Genomic DNA, 16663 nt, shown 5'->3' with positions numbered 1-16663 from the left:
GTTTCCTGTGTCTGCGAGGTGTCGTAGTCGGCGGCGGGTGCGCTAGCATGGACACGTTGCAGACAAACGGAGGTTGACATGGGTGCGTTGAGCATCTGGCACTGGCTCATCGTCCTCGCGGTGGTGCTCCTGCTCTTCGGTTCGAAGAAGCTCCCGGACGCCGCCCGCGGCCTCGGACGGTCGATGCGCATCTTCAAGTCCGAGATCAAGGAGATGCAGAACGACGACAAGCCGGCCGAGGACCAGGAGCCGCAGGCGCTCACCCAGGGTCAGCCGGACGCCGCCCGGTACGGGCAGCCGCAGGCGAACCAGTACCAGCCGCAGGCTCCGCAGCAGTACCAGGCGCAGGGACAGCAGCAGGGGCAGTCCCCGGCCCAGGGGTACCCGCAGGCTCCGCAGCAGCCCTACCAGCAGCCGGCCCCCCAGCAGGGTCAGCAGCAGTTCACCGACCCCACCGCCCCGTACCACGGTGGCCAGGGCCGGCAGGGTCAGTAGGCCGCCTCGTCCATGACACAGACCGGGACCACGGACACCGGCGCCACCCGTCAGGGCGGCGCCGGTCGCCTGCTGTCCAAGCGACGCCGCAGGCCGCGTAACCCCGACGGCACCATGCCGCTCATCGAGCACATCTACGAGCTGCGGACCCGCCTGCTCATCTCGGTGGCCGCGATCGTGGTGACCCTCGGCTTCGGCTTCTACTGGTACGGCACCGGGTTCTTCGGCGTGCCGTCGCTCGGCGGCATCCTCACCGGCCCCTACTGCGACATCCCGCCCGGCGCCCGCCTCCAGCTGGGCGACGCCGGTGACGAGTGCCGCCTGCTCGCCACGGGGCCGTTCGAGCAGTTCATGCTCCGCCTCAAGGTCGCCGCCACCGCCGGCATCGTCCTGGCCAGCCCGGTCTGGCTGTACCAGCTGTGGGCGTTCATCACGCCCGGCCTGCACAAGAACGAGAAGCGCTACGGCATCGTCTTCACGATCCTGGCCGCCGTCCTGTTCATCGGCGGCGCGGTCCTGGCGTACGTCGTGATCGTCCACGCGTTGGAGTTCCTGCTCTCGATCGGTGACAACGTCCAGACCACGGCCCTGTCCGGCTCGCAGTACTTCGCGTTCCTCATCCAGCTCATCCTCATCTTCGGCGTGAGCTTCGAGATCCCGTTGCTCATCGCCATGCTCAACGTGGCGGGCGTCGTGAGCTACGAGGCGCTCGCCCGATCGCGTCGCGGCATCATCATGGGCATCTTCGTGTTCGCCGCCGTCGCCTCACCCGGCCAGGACCCGTTCTCCATGCTCGCGCTCGCGGTGGCCGTGTGCATCCTGGTGGAGGCGGCCATCCAGTTCACCCGACTCCACGACAAGCGCAAGAAGAAGTCCCGCGAGGACTGGCTCGAGGTGGACGACGAGTCCGCCTCTCCGCTCGCCCCCGCCGACGGCCTCGGGGGCTCCGGCCCACTCGAGCGACCCCAACCACTGACCCGACCCACCCCCTCCGCCGGTGCCGGCGCCGGCGTATCCGCTACCCGCGCGCCCGGCGACACCCGACCGCTCCAGGCCCCGGCCGGCGGCGGTTCGATCTATGACGACATCACCTGACGAGACCCATCCCGACGACCTGCTGGAGGGCTTCCTCTCCGGCGAGGGCTTCGCGCCCGATCCATTCCAACTCGAGGCCTTCGCGGCCCTGGATGCCGGCCGGAACCTGCTGGTGTCCGCACCGACGGGGTCCGGCAAGACCCTCGTCGGTGAGTACGCGGCGTACCGCGCCCTCGCCGGCGGCGGACGTTGCTTCTACACCACACCGGTCAAGGCGCTGAGCAACCAGAAGTTCCGCCAGTTCCGCGAGCGCTTCGGCCCAGAGAACGTCGGCCTGCTCACCGGTGACCACTCGATCGACGCCGACGCGCCCATCGTGGTGATGACGACCGAGGTGCTGCGCAACATGATCTACAGCGCCTCCTCGGCACTGCACGACCTCGACTGCGTGGTGATGGACGAGATCCACTACCTCGGCGACCGCTCGCGGGGCGTCGTGTGGGAGGAGATCATCCTCACCCTCGACCCGGCCGTCCTGCTGGTCGGGCTGTCCGCGACGCTGAGCAACACCGACGAGCTGGGCGACTGGATCACCGAGATCCGCGGCGACACAGCCGTCGTGCTCTCCGAGCACCGGCCCGTGCCGCTGGCCCACATGCTGTACACGGACGGCGATCTCGTCCCCGTCCGCGCCGCCGCCGAGCAACGCCGGCGGGCCCGGTCCGGCTACCACGACGAGCGGATGGCCTCCCGCCCGCGCGCGCAGTGGGCCCGCCGTCAGGACGTCATCGAGCGGCTCGACGACGAGCATCTCCTGCCCGCCATCTACTTCGTGTTCTCCCGCGCGGGCTGCGACGGCGCGGTCGCGCAGATGCGCAGGGCCCGGCTGCGTCTCACGACCGGCGAGGAGGCCCGACGCATCGCCTCGCACGTCGACTCCGCGGTCGCGCAGGTCCCGCGGCCCGACCTCGACGCCCTCGACTTCGCGGCGTTCCGCGCCGGGCTGGTCAACGGGCTCGCCGCCCACCACGCGGGGATGCTGCCGCTGTTCCGCACGATCGTCGAGGAACTGTTCTCCGCCGGGCTGATCAAGGTCGTGTTCGCCACCGAGACGCTGGCTCTGGGGATCCACATGCCGGCCCGCGCCGTGGTCCTGGAGAAGACGACCAAGTTCAACGGCGACACGCACATGATGCTCACGTCCGCCGAGTACTCACAGATCACCGGGCGCGCGGGCAGACGCGGCATCGACACCAAGGGCACGGCGGTGGTGCTGGATCAGCCCGACCTCGACCTGGACGCGCTGGCGGCGCTCGTCGACACCCCGCGGTTCCCGCTGTACAGCGCCTTCACGCCCGACTACTCGATGGCCGTGAATCTCGTCGAGCAGCTAGGCGTGGAGGAGGCCACGACCCTCATCGGTCGGTCGTTCGCCCAGTTCCAGACCGACCGCACGCTGGTGTCGCGGTCGCGCGCCATCGAGCGCCGCTCCGACGAGCGCGACCGGATGCGCGCCTCGCTCGAGGAGGCCGGGGGAGACGCGGACCTCGACGAGTACATGGGCCTGCGCGCCGAGCTGAGCAGGCTCGAGCGTAAGGCCGAGAAGGCCACGCGCGACGACCGACTCGACTCCGTGCGGTCGGCCATGCTCAAGCAGACGGCGGGCTCCGTCATCACCATCGGTCGCAAGCGGTTCGGCATGGTCGCGACCGTGCTGCAGGTGCGGACCGACATCCCCTCGGACCCCGCGTTGCTCTGCCTCACCGACACCGGGTGGACCGGCTGGCTGCGCCAACACGACTTCGCCGCGCCGCCCGTGCCGGTGGGCCGCGTGGACCTGCCCAAGGGCCGCCGCAAGCTGGACGGTCGGGCCAAGCGCGCGCTGGTCCAGCGCATGGAGCACCTGCGGGGCAAGGCCAAGGGCCGCATGAAGAACGCCGGTGGCAAGCCAGTCCGCAAGGACCCGCGGATCTCGGCGGCTCGCCGGGCCCTGCGCCAACATCCCCTGCACGACGACCCCCGGATCGACAAGCTCGCCCGCCTGCACGAGCGGTGGGCCCGCGCCGACGCCGAGGTGGCCGCCCTCACCGCCGAGGTCGACGCCGACGCGGACTCGTTGGCCAGGCGCTTCCGGCGGATCGTCGACCTGCTCCGCCACCTCGGTTACCTCGAGAAGGTCGACGGCGTCCTGCGTGCCACGGACGCGGGCCGCCTGCTGGCCGGGGTGCACACCGAGCAGGACCTCTTCGTGGCCGAGTGCCTGCGCCGCGGCGTGTGGCAGGGTCTCGACGCGGCCGGCCTCGCCGCCGTGGTCACGACCATCGTCGCGCACCCGCGCACCGACTCGGCGATCCGCGAGCCCTCGGACGAGATCCTGCGGTCCGCCCTCGCCGAGACCGAGCGGGTCGCGGTGGACGTCGCCGAGATGGAGCGTGCCCACCGGCTGCCCACGACCCCGGATCTGGACGCCGGGCTCGCGCCGGTCCTGCACCACTGGGTCTCGGGGGGCGCGCTCGCCTCGATCCTCGCCGCGTCATGGCAGGAGGGCGTCGAGCTCACCGCCGGCGACTTCGTCCGGTCCGCGCGGCTCGTGGTGGACGTGCTCGCACAGGTCGGTCAGGTCGCCGAGCCGGACCTCGCCCGGACCGCTCGCTCGGCGGTGGGTTCGCTGCGCCGCGGTGTCGTGCTCGACCACATGGCCTGAGCCCACCCGCTGGCCGCATCCGTCGCGCTGAACCGCGCGGGTCGCCACCATGGTGACGACAGTCGCTCGGAGGCGGGTCAGACCTCGTCGAGGACGGCCGTCGCCTCCACCAGCCGGCCGATCGCGCGCGCCTGGCCCGTCGACTCACCCAGCGACTCGATCCGCCCGGAGTCCGCCGGCCCGCGACGGCCGTCCACGTCGCCGTCGAACCGCACATCGAACGCGCGCCCGCCCAGCCGGACCACCCCGCGCGCCGCGGTCAGGTAGTCAGCTCCCTCCGTGATCGCCTTACGCTGGCGGGCGCTCAACGCCGAACCGGGGTCGCCCGCGGCGGCGATGATCCCGTCCAGGTCGCCGTACTCGCGCAGCAGCGTGGCAGCGGTCTTCGCGCCGATCCCGGCGACACCCGGCAGGCCGTCCGAGGCGTCCCCGACGAGCACGGCATAGTCCGCGTAGACCCGCGCGTCGTCGCCCGCGGGCAGGTCGAAGCGCTCGGCCACGACCTGCGGGCTGTATGCGAGTCGCTTCTTCATCCCCGCCCCCACGTACACGACGGTGGTCGTCGCCGAGGCCAGCTGGAACAGGTCGCGGTCGCCCGTGACGACCAGCACCTCGCGATCCCGAGCGGACAGCGCTGCCAGCACGTCATCGGCCTCCGCGTCCTCCGCCCAGGCCTGGGCGAGGCCAGCGGCGCCGAGGACCTCGCGGATCGCGCCGACCTGCGGGCCCAGGGATTCGGGGGCGTCCTCCTCGCCGTCGTCACCCACCCGGTGCGCCTTGTACGACGGTAACAACTCCACCCGCCAGGCCGGGCGCCACTCGCGGTCCAGGGCGGCCACCAGGCCCGTCGGCGAGTACTCCTCCACCAGCACGGCGACCATGTCGCAGAACCCGCGCACCGCGTTGGCCGGGGCGCCGTCGGGCCCGGTGATCTTCTCGGGCACGGAGTGGAACGCGCGGAACCACAGGCCGGCGCTGTCGAGAACCATGAGCGGGCCCTGGGACACCGCGCCTCCTTATGGGTCGGGGATCACGCCGGTCAGGGGTCACGCCGGCCGGGAGTCATGCAGTTCGCGGGTCACGAGCGTCCGCTGCCCGCCAGGTTAGTCTCCCGCGGCCCCGCACGCCGCGCGCCTAGTGTGGAGGCATGCCGACTCCCGACCCGCAGCTGCACTCCGCCCGCCTGGCCGCCGTCCGTGACCGCGCCGGCGCACTCGGGATCGACCACGTGGTGGTGTACTCCGGCGAGGACATGTCCTACCTCACGGGCGAGCGCATGGACTCCCACGAGCGACTCACCGCGCTGGTCGTGCCCGTCGCCGGCGGGGAGCCGCTGCTCGTGCTGCCCGCGCTCGAGCTCACCGACTTCTCCCGTCGCGCCGCGGAGCGCGTGGGCGCGGCGATCCACCCGTGGTCCGACGGGACCGACCCCGTGCCGCTCGTGGCGGGGAAGGTCGCCGGGCGGGTGGCGGTCTCCAGCGCGCTGCCGGCACTGCACCTGGTGCCGCTCCGTGACGGCGTCGACGGCGAGGTGGTGCTCGCCTCCGAGGTGATCGACCACGTGCGGGCCGTGAAGACCCCGGACGAGGTGGAGCAGCTCGCCGAGGCGGCCCGCCGTATCGACGCCGTGCACGCCCGCATGGGGGAGTTCCTCCGGGTGGGCCGGACGGAGGAGCAGGCGGGCGAACTCATCACGGCGGCGATCGAGGCCGAGGGGCTCACGCACGCGGAGTTCGTGATCGTTGGCTCGGGCCCGCACGGCGCCGACCCGCACCACGGCGTATCTGACCGGGTGATCGAGTCCGGCGACATCGTGGTGGTGGACATCGGCGGCCCGCTGCCCAGCGGGTACCACTCGGACTGCACGCGGACGTACTCGATGGGGGAGCCCTCCGCCGAGGTCGCCGAGAGCTACGAGGTCCTGCAGGAGGCGCAGCGGTTGGCGCGCGAGGCCGTGCGTCCGGGCGTCGCGATCGGCGAGGTCGACGCAGCGGCCCGCGAGCACCTCGCCGCCGCCGGCCTGGGAGAGCTGTTCATCCACCGCACCGGCCACGGGATCGGACTGGGGCTGCACGAGCCGCCGTTCGCTATGCCCGGGGCCGACACCGTGCTCGAGGAGGGGATGACGTTCTCCGTGGAGCCGGGCATCTATCGGTCCGGGCAGTGGGGCGCGCGGCTGGAGGACATCGTCGCGGTGACCGCCGACGGCCGTCGCGACCTCAACACCGGCGAGCGCGGCCTGCGGGTGCTCTGACCGCCGGCGTGGCCCGGCGCCCGAGCCGCCGCGGGTTCGGCATCAGGGCCGCCCGCGAACGCGCCAGCGGCCGCGTTCGCGCAGCCGCTCCCGGACCTGGCGTCTCGCCCCCGTGAATGCACGCTAGAACCGCAGCCGCCCCTCAACATGGCGTCTCGCCCCCGTCGCTGCCCTCGCAGCCGCTCCCGGACCTGGCGTCTCGCTCCCGTGAATGCACGCGAGAACCGCAGCCGCCCCTCAACATGGCGTCTCGCCCACCTCGCGGTGCGCGCGAGACGCCATGTTCGCGTGCGGCTGCGCTCGGAGGCCGCCTGCCGCCGCCCAGCATTGCCGCCCGCCCAGCATTGCCGCCCACCCAGCGCCCGCCCGGCGCACGACTGCCCGAGCGACCGCGCCCAAGCGACCGCGCCCAAGCGACCACGCCCGAGCGACCGAGGTCAGGCGCCGGTGAACATCTGCGCCGAACCCAGAACCCGGTCGACCTCGATGGCCACGACCACCCGCTCGGGATTCGGCTTCGGTTCGCGGTAGCGCAGGGCGTACCGGCGCTCTCCCTCACGCACGGCCTCGGGGTCATCGAGCAGCCGGGCGGTGCCTTCGAAGGTCAGCCACCGACCGCGGTCGACGTGTGAGACGGCGGCGCGTCCGCCCCGGGCGGCGTTGCGGGCCTTCTGGGAGCCGCGCCGGGTGATCACGCGAGCCAACCCGCCCTCGACGTCCACGGTGAAACCCACCGCCACGACGTGCGGGGACCCGTCGCGCCGGAGCGTCGTGAGCGATCCCAGGTGGTACTCGGACAGGAACCGGTGCGCCTCGTCGGAGAGCTCTGCCAGGGTGTGCGCCATGCCGCCGAGCCTGCCACAGCGACTCGGCGCAGGGCGCGGGGACGTGCGTGGGAGACTGGGCGCATGCCCACACCTGAAACCCCGTCGTCCCGGCCCGCGTCCGGCGGAGAGGTCGTGGTGGTCTTCGGTGGCCGCAGCGAGATCGGCCTCGCCGTCGCCCACCGCCTCGCACCCGGCCGGACGGTCGTGTTGGTCAGCCGCCCCGGGGGCGACGTGTCCGCGCTCGAGGCCCCGCTCGTCGAGGCCGGCGCGGCGGCCGTGGAGTTCGTGGACTTCGACGCCGACGACCTCGACGCACACACGACCGTCGTGGACGAGATCGAGTCCCGCGTCGGGCCGATCGACATCGCCGTCCTGGCGTTCGGGATCCTCGGCGACCAGGAGGCGGCCGAGCGCGACTCCCGCGCCGCGGCCCGGATCCTGCACACCGACTTCGTGGCGCAGGCCGCGTTGCTCACGGTGCTGGCCGAGCGGATGAAACCGCGCCGGACCGGTGTGCTGGTGGCGTTCTCGTCGGTGGCCGGGCAGCGGGTCAGACGCGCCAACTACGTCTATGGTTCCGCGAAGGCCGGGCTGGACGGTTTCGCCTCCGGGATGGCCGATGCGCTGCACGGCACGGGAGTCACCCTGGTGATCCCGCGCCCCGGGTTCGTCATCGGCCGGATGACGGAGGGCATGGATCCGGCGCCGTTCTCGTCGACACCGGACCAGGTGGCGGACGCGGTGGTCGAGCGGGTGCTCGAGCGGCGGGCCGGGGTCGTGTGGATCCCGTGGCAGCTGCGGGTCATGTTCGCCGTGGCACGGCTCGTACCGCAGCCCGTGTGGAGGCGGATGCCGCGGTGAGCGCTCCGCCACGGCCGGGTCCCGACCCGGCGGCCGTCCACCTCATCGGCACGGGCCCCGGTCCGGTCGACCTGCTCACGGTCCGCGCGTCCCGGCTGATCGCCCTGAGCGGCACCTGCCTGTGCGACTCCGACGTGGGCGCGGCGTTGTCGTTGTGCCCGCCGACGGCCCGGGTCGTCGACGCCACCGATCTCTCGCCGGAGGACGCCGCGGCGCGGATCCACGAGGCAGTCGAACGCGGAGACCGGGTCGTGCGGCTCTACCCCGGGGACCCGGCGCAGCACCCCGGGCTGGCCGCGCACACGCGCGCCCTCGACGCCGCGGAGATCGAGTGGGAGCTCGTGCCCGGGATCCCGGCGGCCGGCCGCGCGGTCCCCGCAGCGACAGCGCCGACGCCAGCAGCGCCCGCCGCCTCAGCAGCCGGCCACGCAGCACCCGCGGACCGGACGCCATCGGCCCCGACAGCGCCCTCGGCAGCACCCGCCCCAGCTGCACCCGCCGCCCACCCCACACCGACCGCCCCCACGACCGTCGACAGCCCGGTCACCGCGCAGGCGGCGCCCCCGTCCGGCGGGCCGAGCGGCGACCCGGGCCTCATCCTCGTCCTCGGCGGCACCGGCGAGGCGCGGCGGCTGGCCGATCTCATGGTGACCGCCGGGCTGGACGTGGTGACCGCGCTGGCCGGTAAGGTCACGCGCCCGCGGCTGCCCCGCGGTGAGGTCCGTATCGGCGGGTTCGGCGGTGCCGAGGGCCTGGCGCACTGGCTGCGGGAGAACGCGGTGAGCGCGGTGATCGACGCGACCGATCCGTTTGCCGACGAGATCTCGACCGACGCGGTCCACGCCGCCACGGAGACGAGCACTCCGCTGCTGCGGCTGCACCGCCCGCCATGGACCGAGCGCCCCGGCGACGAGTGGATCCGCGTCCCCGACACGCGGACCGCCGCGCAGGTGGTGGCCGAGCGGTTCCGCCGCCCGATGCTCACCGTCGGCAAGCAGGGCGCGTCCGCGTTCGCCGGCGACACCCGCGGCTCGTACCTCATCCGCTGCTCGGAGCCGCCACCCGGACCGTTGCCGCACCGCTACCTGCTCGTGCTCGACCGCGGGCCGTTCGGGGAGGACTCCGAGCGGACGTTGATGTCGCGGCACCGGATCGACGTCCTCGTCACGCGCAACAGTGGCGGCGAGAGTTCGGCGGCGAAGCTGGCGACCGCCCGCGACCTCCGTATCCCGGTGGTGATGGTCGACCGGCCGGAGGCGCCGCCCGCCCCCGAGACCGTGCACTCGGTCGACGAGGCCGCCCGCTGGCTGGTCGGGCGGTTCGGCTCACGCTGATCCGGTCACCCACGGCGAGGTCGCGTCGAAGATCATCCCCATCGGCGCCAGCACCCGCACGACCTGCTCGGCCATCCCCTCGGTGAGCCCGTGCAGTCCGATCACCCCGTCCGCCGAGACCGTGCCGGGCCGCTCCACGGCGCCGAGGAACTCTGCGAGCCGCGCGGGGATGGCGCCCTCCGCGACAACGGCGAGGAGGCTGACGAGCCCGTCGGAGGTGTCGACCCACCCGACCGTCGGGGGAGCGGCCGCGAGCCGCCGCTCTACCGGGGTAGAGGGGGACGTGACCCGCGCGCCGGCGTCCCGCGTGACCGTGGTGGTGAGGGGGTGGGAGTCCAGGGCGACGACGACGAGGTCGTGCAGCTCCCCGGACGCGGGCACGTCGGCCGGGCCCGCGGAGCGCGCGAGGTGGGCTGCCACGTCCGCGAGGACGACCGCCGCGTGGTCGACGGGGACCCGGACGGCGATCGCCCGGCCGGCGACGTGGATCCGCGCGGTGCCGCCTGGGCCGTCGACGACGGCGGCCAGGTCGGGGGTGTGCGCCAGGACGTCCCCCGAGCCGTCGTCGAGCCCCAGCAGGAGGCGGCCCGCGAGGGCGTCGATCCCGGTGTGGCCGGCCAGCGCCGCGGAGAGCCGATCGGGCAGGTCGGCGAGGTCGTGGTGGCCGTCGAGCAGGCCGGCCAGCGGCGAGGCGAGGACGACGGGCAGGCGGCGCGGACCGCCCGGGGGCAGGAGGCCGGTATCCGTGGCGCGCTCCCAGAGCCGGCGCGCGGTGGGATCATCGCCGTCCTGCTGGACGCCACCGGCCGGTTCGGGTTCGATCCCGCGGAGCTCGAGCCCGCCGCCGGCGACCGTGTGGACGGCGCCGCCGTGGTCGGCCGCGAGGGCCGCCAGTGCGGTCCAGTCGGAGGGGCGCAGGCGGCCGCCGGGGAAGTGCAGGCGGGCCCTGTCTCCGTCGGTGGTCGCGGAGACGTTCCGGGGGCCGGGGTGGTGGTCAGCGGCGGAGTCGTCCATGGCGGACCACAGTATCGGCCGGCCCGACCACAGGGGGGTGGGCGGGCCGGGCGCCCGGGCGTGCTCGGGGATAATCTGACGCATGACCGCATTCCTGGCCACCGGGGGCCGCGTCCTCACGCCCGCCTCCCGAGACGCCACCGCACTGGCGCACGAGAACGGACTCATCGTGTGGGCTGGCTCCGACGCCCCGGGGCCCGCCCTCTTCCCGGACGCCGAGCGGGTCGACCTGGCGGGGGACTGGGTCGCCCCGGCGTTCGTCGAGTGCCTCGCCGACGGGCTCGACCTCGCGGCCGCCGCCGCACGCGGGGTGGTCCCGGCCGCACTGACGGAGGGCCCCGTGCCCGACACCCTCGATGACCCCGCCGCGGTCGAGGAGAAGGTGCGCGCGGGGGAGCGGGTCGTCCTCGGCGCCGGGGCGGACCCGACGCGCGTCGCCGCGGGACTCACCCGCCTGGCCGACGAACTCGGCGGGCCCGCGGTCGCCCGGTGCGCCCCGGTCCTCATCGGTGCGGTGTCCGGCGGGACGGCGGCCCCGGATGACGAGACCCTCGCCGCCCTCGCCGCCGTCGGCGCGATCGTGCTGCTGCGTCCGCTCGTCGACGACCTGGCGGGCACCGACCTCGTGCGCATCGCCGCCTCCGGCGTCGCGCTGGCGGCGTCGACCCGGGTCGGCGACGAGGTCCGCCCGTGGGATGCCCTGCGCGCCCTGACCACCGTCGAGGGCGGCCGCGGGCTGTCCCCGCGGGCCGCGTTCACCGCCACCACCCGGGGCGCGCGCCGCGCCTCCGGGGCCCGCGACGGTGCGGCCGGCACCCTCACCCCGGGCGCGCCCGCCACCTTCGCGCGATGGGAGACGGGCGAGCTGGCCGTGGTCGCGGCCGACGACGCCGTGCAGCGCTGGTCGACCGATCCGCGGTCGGGGGTGCCGCCCATGCCCGACCTCACCGGCCCGGACCCCGTTCTCCGGGCGCTCGTCGTGGACGGCCTGCCCGCCGGCCCCGCGGTCTGATGCCCCTGATGACGAGGCTCGCCTTCGCGGCCGCCTCCGGCGCGCTGCTGGCCGCCTCGTTCCCCCCGGTCGGTCTGTGGTGGACCGCGGTTCTCGCGATCGCGCTCCTCGTCGTCGTCATGGCTCCCTCCGGCGACCACCCGCCCCGGGCGCGCACCGGCGCCCTCCTCGGCCTCGTCTCCGGACTGGTCTTCTTCCTCCTGCTGGTTCCGTGGGTCGGCATGTACGTCGGCGCCTACGCCTCCTGGGGCCTGTCGCTGGTCGAGGCCCTCTACCTGGCCGCGTTCGGCGCGGGAACCGTGGTCATCCTGCGCGCCGGACTCGACCCCGGCCCGCGGCCCGTCGCACGCGCGCTCGGCGCAGTGCTCGGCGTGGCCGGTTGGTGGTCGGTGTGGGAGTGGGTCCGGTCGTCGTGGCCGTGGGGAGGCTTCCCGTGGGGCCGGCTGGCGTTCGGGCAGGCCGACGGCCCCCTGCTGCCGCTGGCCTCGCTCGGCGGGACGCCGCTGCTCGGGTTCGTCGTCTCCGCGCTCGGCGCCGCCCTCGGCGTGGCCGTCGTCCTCCTGGTACGCCGCGACGCCGACAGCGGGCGACGGCCCGTCCGCGCGGCCGCCGGCCTCCTGGCGGTCCCGCTCGTCGCGGTGGGCCTGGTCGCCGGCGCCGCCCTCACCCCGACCGGCGAACACACCGAGACCGTGGAGGTCGCGGTGATCCAGGGCAATGTCCCGCGCCTCGGCCTGGACTTCAACGCGCAGCGCCGCGCGGTCCTCGACAACCACCTCGACGTCACGGCCGACTACGCCGACGACGTGGAGGCCGGCACCGTCGCGCGCCCCGACCTCGTGCTGTGGCCGGAGAACGCCTCCGACATCTCGCCGCTCGACGACCGCCTCGCCGGCGCGCAGATCAGCGCCCTGTCCCGGCGCCTCGACGCGCCGATCCTCGTGGGCACCGTCCTGCCCACGGGGCAGGGCCGCGAGGCCACCAACTCCACCCTCGTCTGGGACGCCCGTGCCGGCGAGGGCGCCGACGACTCCGAGGGTGCCGGTGCCGGTGCCGGCTCCGACCCGGTCGCCGACCGACACGACAAGAAGTACATCCAACCCTTCGGCGAGTGGCTGCCGATGCGCGGCCTGTTCGAGGCGCTCTTCCCGATCGCGCAGTCCGCCGGGCACTTCGTCCCCGGGGACGGCGACGGGCTCGTCACCGCGAACGGGGTCGAGCTGGGCGTGGCGATCTGCTTCGAGATCGCGTTCGACGCCGCCGCCCGCGAACCCCTCTCGCGCGGCGCCCAGATCCTCACCGTCCCCACCAACAACGCCACCTTCGGCCACTCGGCCATGACGTACCAGCAACTGGCCATGTCCCGGGTGCGCGCGGTCGAGCACGACGTGCCCGTCCTCATCGCCGCGACCAGCGGTGTGAGCGCCGTCATCGGCCCCGACGGGCACGTGCGGCAGGAGACCGGCATCTTCGAGCCCGCGGTGCTGGCGGCTCAGGTCGAGGTCGGCGGGGTCGGTACAGTGGCAACCCGACTGGGCGGTGTCCCGCAGGCGGTGAGCTGCCTCGTCGGGTTCGTCGCACTGGCCTGGGCGCTGGTCCACACCCGCCGACGGCCCGTGACCCGACACGAGGAGACGTAAGTGACCGAACCGACGACGCCGGGCGGCCGCGCGCCCTCCGCGCGCACGCTGGTGATCATCCCCACCTACGACGAGCGGGACAACCTGCCCGGCGTCGTGGAGCGACTGCTCGCCTCGGCCCCCGACGTGTCGGTCCTCATCGCCGACGACAACAGCCCCGACGGCACCGGGGAGGTCGCCGATCGGCTCGCCGCCGACGACCCGCGCGGCCGGATCTCGGTCCTGCACCGCGCCGGGAAGCAGGGCCTCGGCGCGGCCTACATCGCAGGGTTCCGCTGGGGACTCGAGCGCGGGTACACGGTGCTGGTGGAGATGGACGCCGACGGCAGCCACCCGCCCGAGCGCCTGCCCGCCATGCTCGAGGCCGTGGACGGCGGCGCCGACCTGGCGATCGGGTCCCGTTACGTCCCCGGCGGCTCCGTGGTCAACTGGCCGTGGCAGCGCCACGTCATCTCCCGCGGCGGCAACATCTACTCCCGCGTCATGCTGGGCGTCGGCATCAAGGACATCACCGCCGGCTACCGCGCCTACCGCGCCGACGCGCTGGCCGAACTCGACTTGGACTCCATCGAGTCCAAGGGCTACTGCTTCCAGATCGACATGAGCTGGCGGCTGCTGGACAACGGGCGGCGTGTGGTGGAAGTGCCCATCACCTTCACCGAGCGCACCGTGGGGCACTCCAAGATGAGCGAGTCGATCTTCCGCGAGGCCGCGGTCAACGTCGCCCGCTGGGGCTGGGAGAAGCGCCGCGCGCAGCTGCGAGCACTCATCGGGCGCTGAGTCCTCCGTCAGCCGGGCGGTGAGCCCCGCCGACGCAGAACGCCCCGGCCCCCTCGGAAGGGGACCGGGGCGTCATGCCGTCCGGTGGCTCAGCGCGCGCCGGCGCGGCGCCGCTTCTTGAGCAGGTCCATCCGCTCCTTGAGGAGCTCCTCGAGCTCCTCCAGGGAACGCCGCTCGAGCAGCATGTCCCAGTGGGTGCGCGGCGGCTTGCCCTTCTTCACCTCGGCCGCGGGGCCGTCGATGAGCTGGCCCTCCTGGCCGTTCTTGCACATCCAGGTGCCGGGGATCTCGGCGTCATCGGCGAACGGCACCTCGTAGACCTCGCCGTTCGGGGTCTGGTACCGGGCCATGCGGCGGGGCGCGAGGTCGTGGTCCCGGTCGGTCTCGTAGCTCACCGCTCCGAGGCGGCTGCCCCTGAGGACTCGATCTGCCATGCGAACTCCTTCTGCCGTGTTCGTCTGCGTCAAAGCACTGCGGTCACGTCACCGCGCTGCGGTCAATTCTGCGGATCGACACGACGCTGCGTGGTTCCTGCTCGTATCAACGCCAGAGGAACCCCCAAATGTTCCCACGTCCCGACGCCGCGGGCCACCTCGGGGGCGACCTGGGTACCCTTTCATCCGTGGATTCCGACGTCCGGGCAGAGCCCCCCGCCCCGCGGCGGGGCGAGGCGTCCTGCGCGTGGTGCGGTCGGCCCGTCGACGAGGGCGGCACCGGACGGCGGCGCCGATACTGCCGTCGCTCGTGCCGCCAGCGTGCGTACGAGCAGCGCCGATCGCTGCGGATGCAGGATCTGCCCGAGGGGACGGTCGTGCTGTCCGAGGCCGAGTCCACCGATCTCATGGATCGTATGTTCCAGCTGCGCTGCGCGTGCGAGGACCTGCGGACCGCGATCGCCGAGGGCGAGGACCCGGCCGAGCTGGCGCGCATGTCGGAGGACCTCGTGGCGGCCGCGCGCCGGGCCGAGCGGCTGCGGTGACCCGAGTAGCTACGGTGAACGCTGTCGGCGAGGTCCTGCGGACGTGGTGGGACCGGTGGCGCCCCTCCGTCACGGGTCTCATCGTCGCCGCGCTCGCGGCGTGGGTCTCGCTCATGCCGTCGCTGCTGCCGCGGGCGTGGCACTACCAGGGCATCGTCACGGGCGTGTCGATGCTGGTCGGCTACGGTGTCGGCGTGGCGCTCCGGACGCTGTGGCGGCGCGTCGTCGCGCCCCGCATCAGCCTGCATCCCGACGTCATCGCGCTGGGGGACCGTCTCCTGGCGTTCGCGCGACTGTCCGCGCCGTACGTGCTGGTCGTCTACCTCATCACGGCCACCGCCACGGCGATCCGCTGGCAGGACCAGGTCTCCGATCTCGTCGAGTCGCCGCGCCCGCCGTGGGCGGACTACATGCGCATCCCGTGGGTCGCGCTGGGACTCTTCGTCGCGCTGCTGATCGCCGCCCGGGGTCTACGGGTGGCGTACCGGGCGTTCGTCCGCGCAGTGCGCCGCCGGTTCGGGATCGGGGAGTACACCGCCCGGCTCGCGGGGGTCGTGGTGGCGGCCGCGCTGCTGCTGGGCATGGTCCAGGGCCTGGTGCCGCGCCTGTTCTTCGACGCCGCCAACCAGATCTTCAGCGCCCAGAACAACGAGGACCTGCCCGACGCCCGCCCGCCGCGCGAGCCCGAGAAGTCAGGCGGCCCGGGTTCACTCGTGGATTTCGAGGACCTGGGCCTGCAGGGCCGGCGATTCGTCAGCGGCGGCGTCGACCGGGAGACGCTGAGCGACCTGCTCGGCGAGGAGGCGAAGGAGCCGATCCGGGCCTACGCGGGCCTGGAGTCCGCGCCCACGGACGACGAGCGCTCCGACCTCGTGGTGGCCGAGCTCGACCGGACGCGGGCCTGGGAGCGGGAGTCCGTCGTGATCGTGCCGACCACCGGCACCGGGTGGATCAACTCGCACGCGGCCCAGGCGATCGAGCTGCTCTCCGGCGGCGACGTCGCGACGGTGGGCACGCAGTACTCGTTCCTGCCCAGCTGGATCTCGTTCCTCGCCGACCGCGAGAAAGCGGAGGCCGCCGGGCGCTCGCTCGTCGAGTCGGTGGTGGAGTGGCGCGACTCGCTGCCCCCTGGCCTGCCGCGGCCGGAGCTCTATGTCTATGGCGAGAGCCTCGGCACCCAGGCCGGGGAGGCGGCGTTCTCGGGGATCCGGGACATCCGCGCCACCGTGGACGGCGTGCTGTGGATGGGCCCGCCCAACTCCAACCGCATCTGGCACTCGCTGGTCGAGCGCCGCGACCCGGGCACCCCGGTCACCGAGCCCGTGTACGCCGACGGCCTGCTGGTGCGCTTCTCCGAGGACCCGGCCGAGTCGCGCGGCGACGACAGTCCGTGGATCCCGCCGCACGTGCTGTACGTTCAGCACGCGACGGACCCGGTGGTGTGGTGGACTCCGGATCTGCTGTTCGACCGCCCCGCGTGGCTGGCCGAACCCCCGGGTAAAGGCCGCCACCCCGGCATGTTCTACATGCCGGTGCTCACGTTCTTCCAGGTCACTGCCGACCTCGGCAACGCGGTCGGCGGGTCGCAGGGCTACGGCCACCTCTACGATCACCAGATCCTCGACGGGTGGGCGGCCGCGACGGGCCGCGAGGAGTGGGACGACGACGAGTTCCAGCGGTTCGCCGAACTGCACGCCGTCGCCATGCTGAATCAGGACCGCGGCTGAC

Annotated in this window: 15 protein-coding genes; 11 read left to right on the top strand and 4 right to left on the bottom strand. The window is 73.6% G+C overall.

Translation table 11 applies throughout. From position 1 onward, the window contains the following. The first annotated feature begins 78 nt into the window (after positions 1-78). From tatA to A6035_RS07815, 3 genes are all read left to right on the top strand, one after another. The gene (tatA, locus tag A6035_RS07825; protein WP_108847321.1) at positions 79-495 is read left to right on the top strand and encodes a Sec-independent protein translocase subunit TatA; all 417 of its coding nucleotides are present in this window, start codon (positions 79-81) and stop codon (positions 493-495) included. 114 nt (positions 496-609) lie between these two features. Then, positions 610-1590 (top strand): twin-arginine translocase subunit TatC, encoded by a 981-nt coding sequence (gene tatC / locus A6035_RS07820; RefSeq protein ID WP_108849143.1) that lies wholly within the window; start codon positions 610-612, stop codon positions 1588-1590. Then, on the top strand, positions 1574-4234 hold the full coding sequence (locus A6035_RS07815) for a DEAD/DEAH box helicase (protein WP_108847320.1): 2661 nt from the start codon (positions 1574-1576) through the stop codon (positions 4232-4234). The genes tatC and A6035_RS07815 overlap by 17 nt, the downstream gene beginning before the upstream one ends. Before the next feature lie 77 nt (positions 4235-4311). Here A6035_RS07815 and A6035_RS07810 read toward each other — a convergent pair whose 3' ends face one another. After that, positions 4312-5241: a 5'-3' exonuclease gene (locus tag A6035_RS07810; RefSeq protein ID WP_108847319.1), complete on the bottom strand. Its 930-nt coding sequence runs from the start codon at positions 5239-5241 to the stop codon at positions 4312-4314. A gap of 140 nt (positions 5242-5381) precedes the next feature. Between A6035_RS07810 and A6035_RS07805 the strand changes: the two genes are divergently transcribed. Continuing rightward, positions 5382-6488, top strand: coding sequence for a M24 family metallopeptidase (locus A6035_RS07805; RefSeq protein ID WP_108847318.1), 1107 nt, complete (start codon positions 5382-5384; stop codon positions 6486-6488). 437 nt (positions 6489-6925) lie between these two features. Here the strand turns inward: A6035_RS07805 and A6035_RS07800 are convergent, their stop codons facing one another. Beyond that, positions 6926-7333, bottom strand: coding sequence for a pyridoxamine 5'-phosphate oxidase family protein (locus tag A6035_RS07800; RefSeq protein ID WP_108847317.1), 408 nt, complete (start codon positions 7331-7333; stop codon positions 6926-6928). A gap of 63 nt (positions 7334-7396) precedes the next feature. Between A6035_RS07800 and A6035_RS07795 the strand changes: the two genes are divergently transcribed. Next, positions 7397-8176: an SDR family NAD(P)-dependent oxidoreductase gene (locus A6035_RS07795; protein WP_108847316.1), complete on the top strand. Its 780-nt coding sequence runs from the start codon at positions 7397-7399 to the stop codon at positions 8174-8176. Beyond that, positions 8173-9510, top strand: a complete 1338-nt coding sequence (locus A6035_RS07790; RefSeq protein WP_244192575.1) for a cobalt-precorrin-6A reductase — start codon at positions 8173-8175, stop codon at positions 9508-9510. The genes A6035_RS07795 and A6035_RS07790 overlap by 4 nt, the downstream gene beginning before the upstream one ends. Here A6035_RS07790 and A6035_RS07785 read toward each other — a convergent pair. Beyond that, a complete protein-coding gene (locus tag A6035_RS07785) occupies positions 9502-10524 on the bottom strand; it encodes a hypothetical protein (RefSeq protein ID WP_162533990.1) in 1023 nt (340 codons plus the stop codon). The genes A6035_RS07790 and A6035_RS07785 overlap by 9 nt on opposite strands. An 82-nt stretch (positions 10525-10606) precedes the next feature. Between A6035_RS07785 and A6035_RS07780 the strand changes: the two genes are divergently transcribed. Genes A6035_RS07780 through A6035_RS07770 form a run of 3 tightly spaced genes read left to right on the top strand, consistent with a single transcriptional unit; the run spans position 10607 to position 13956 of the window. Continuing rightward, positions 10607-11536, top strand: a complete 930-nt coding sequence (locus A6035_RS07780; RefSeq protein ID WP_108847313.1) for an amidohydrolase — start codon at positions 10607-10609, stop codon at positions 11534-11536. An 8-nt stretch (positions 11537-11544) separates the two neighbouring features. Further along, complete coding sequence (gene lnt, locus A6035_RS07775) at positions 11545-13176, top strand: apolipoprotein N-acyltransferase (RefSeq protein ID WP_244192574.1); 1632 nt, start codon at positions 11545-11547, stop codon at positions 13174-13176. Beyond that, positions 13177-13956: a polyprenol monophosphomannose synthase gene (locus A6035_RS07770; RefSeq protein WP_108847311.1), complete on the top strand. Its 780-nt coding sequence runs from the start codon at positions 13177-13179 to the stop codon at positions 13954-13956. 89 nt (positions 13957-14045) lie between these two features. On the opposite strand, the gene A6035_RS07765 is transcribed toward A6035_RS07770, so the two are convergent. Next, positions 14046-14390 carry an RNA polymerase-binding protein RbpA gene (locus A6035_RS07765; protein WP_108847310.1) on the bottom strand — a complete coding sequence of 115 codons (345 nt, stop codon included), beginning with the start codon at positions 14388-14390 and terminating at the stop codon, positions 14046-14048. 128 nt (positions 14391-14518) lie between these two features. Here A6035_RS07765 and A6035_RS07760 point away from each other — a divergent pair, with 128 nt between their 5' ends. Together A6035_RS07760 and A6035_RS07755 are read left to right on the top strand one after the other, a co-directional pair. Beyond that, positions 14519-14935 (top strand): hypothetical protein, encoded by a 417-nt coding sequence (locus A6035_RS07760; protein WP_327512990.1) that lies wholly within the window; start codon positions 14519-14521, stop codon positions 14933-14935. 14 nt (positions 14936-14949) lie between these two features. Beyond that, positions 14950-16662, top strand: coding sequence for an alpha/beta hydrolase (locus A6035_RS07755; protein ID WP_108847309.1), 1713 nt, complete (start codon positions 14950-14952; stop codon positions 16660-16662). The last annotated feature ends 1 nt before the right edge of the window (position 16663 follow it).

Source organism: Dietzia lutea, from assembly GCF_003096075.1.
GTDB classification, from domain to species: Bacteria; Actinomycetota; Actinomycetes; order Mycobacteriales; family Mycobacteriaceae; genus Dietzia; species Dietzia lutea.
The sequence above is the reverse complement of the archived record's forward strand: the minus strand, read 5'-3'. Positions and strand labels throughout refer to the sequence as shown.

What these genes read in the sequence shown, in the direction of transcription:
- tatC (WP_108849143.1), top strand. Translation starts at nt 610, where the DNA reads ATGCCGCTCATCGAGCACATCTACGAGCTGCGGACCCGCCTGCTCATC.
- A6035_RS07795 (WP_108847316.1), top strand. Translation starts at nt 7,397, where the DNA reads ATGCCCACACCTGAAACCCCGTCGTCCCGGCCCGCGTCCGGCGGAGAG.
- A6035_RS07780 (WP_108847313.1), top strand. Translation starts at nt 10,607, where the DNA reads ATGACCGCATTCCTGGCCACCGGGGGCCGCGTCCTCACGCCCGCCTCC.
- A6035_RS07760 (WP_327512990.1), top strand. Translation starts at nt 14,519, where the DNA reads ATGTTCCCACGTCCCGACGCCGCGGGCCACCTCGGGGGCGACCTGGGT.
- A6035_RS07805 (WP_108847318.1), top strand. Translation starts at nt 5,382, where the DNA reads ATGCCGACTCCCGACCCGCAGCTGCACTCCGCCCGCCTGGCCGCCGTC.
- A6035_RS07785 (WP_162533990.1), bottom strand. Translation starts at nt 10,524, where the DNA reads ATGGACGACTCCGCCGCTGACCACCACCCCGGCCCCCGGAACGTCTCC.
- A6035_RS07765 (WP_108847310.1), bottom strand. Translation starts at nt 14,390, where the DNA reads ATGGCAGATCGAGTCCTCAGGGGCAGCCGCCTCGGAGCGGTGAGCTAC.
- A6035_RS07815 (WP_108847320.1), top strand. Translation starts at nt 1,574, where the DNA reads ATGACGACATCACCTGACGAGACCCATCCCGACGACCTGCTGGAGGGC.
- lnt (WP_244192574.1), top strand. Translation starts at nt 11,545, where the DNA reads ATGACGAGGCTCGCCTTCGCGGCCGCCTCCGGCGCGCTGCTGGCCGCC.
- tatA (WP_108847321.1), top strand. Translation starts at nt 79, where the DNA reads ATGGGTGCGTTGAGCATCTGGCACTGGCTCATCGTCCTCGCGGTGGTG.
- A6035_RS07800 (WP_108847317.1), bottom strand. Translation starts at nt 7,333, where the DNA reads ATGGCGCACACCCTGGCAGAGCTCTCCGACGAGGCGCACCGGTTCCTG.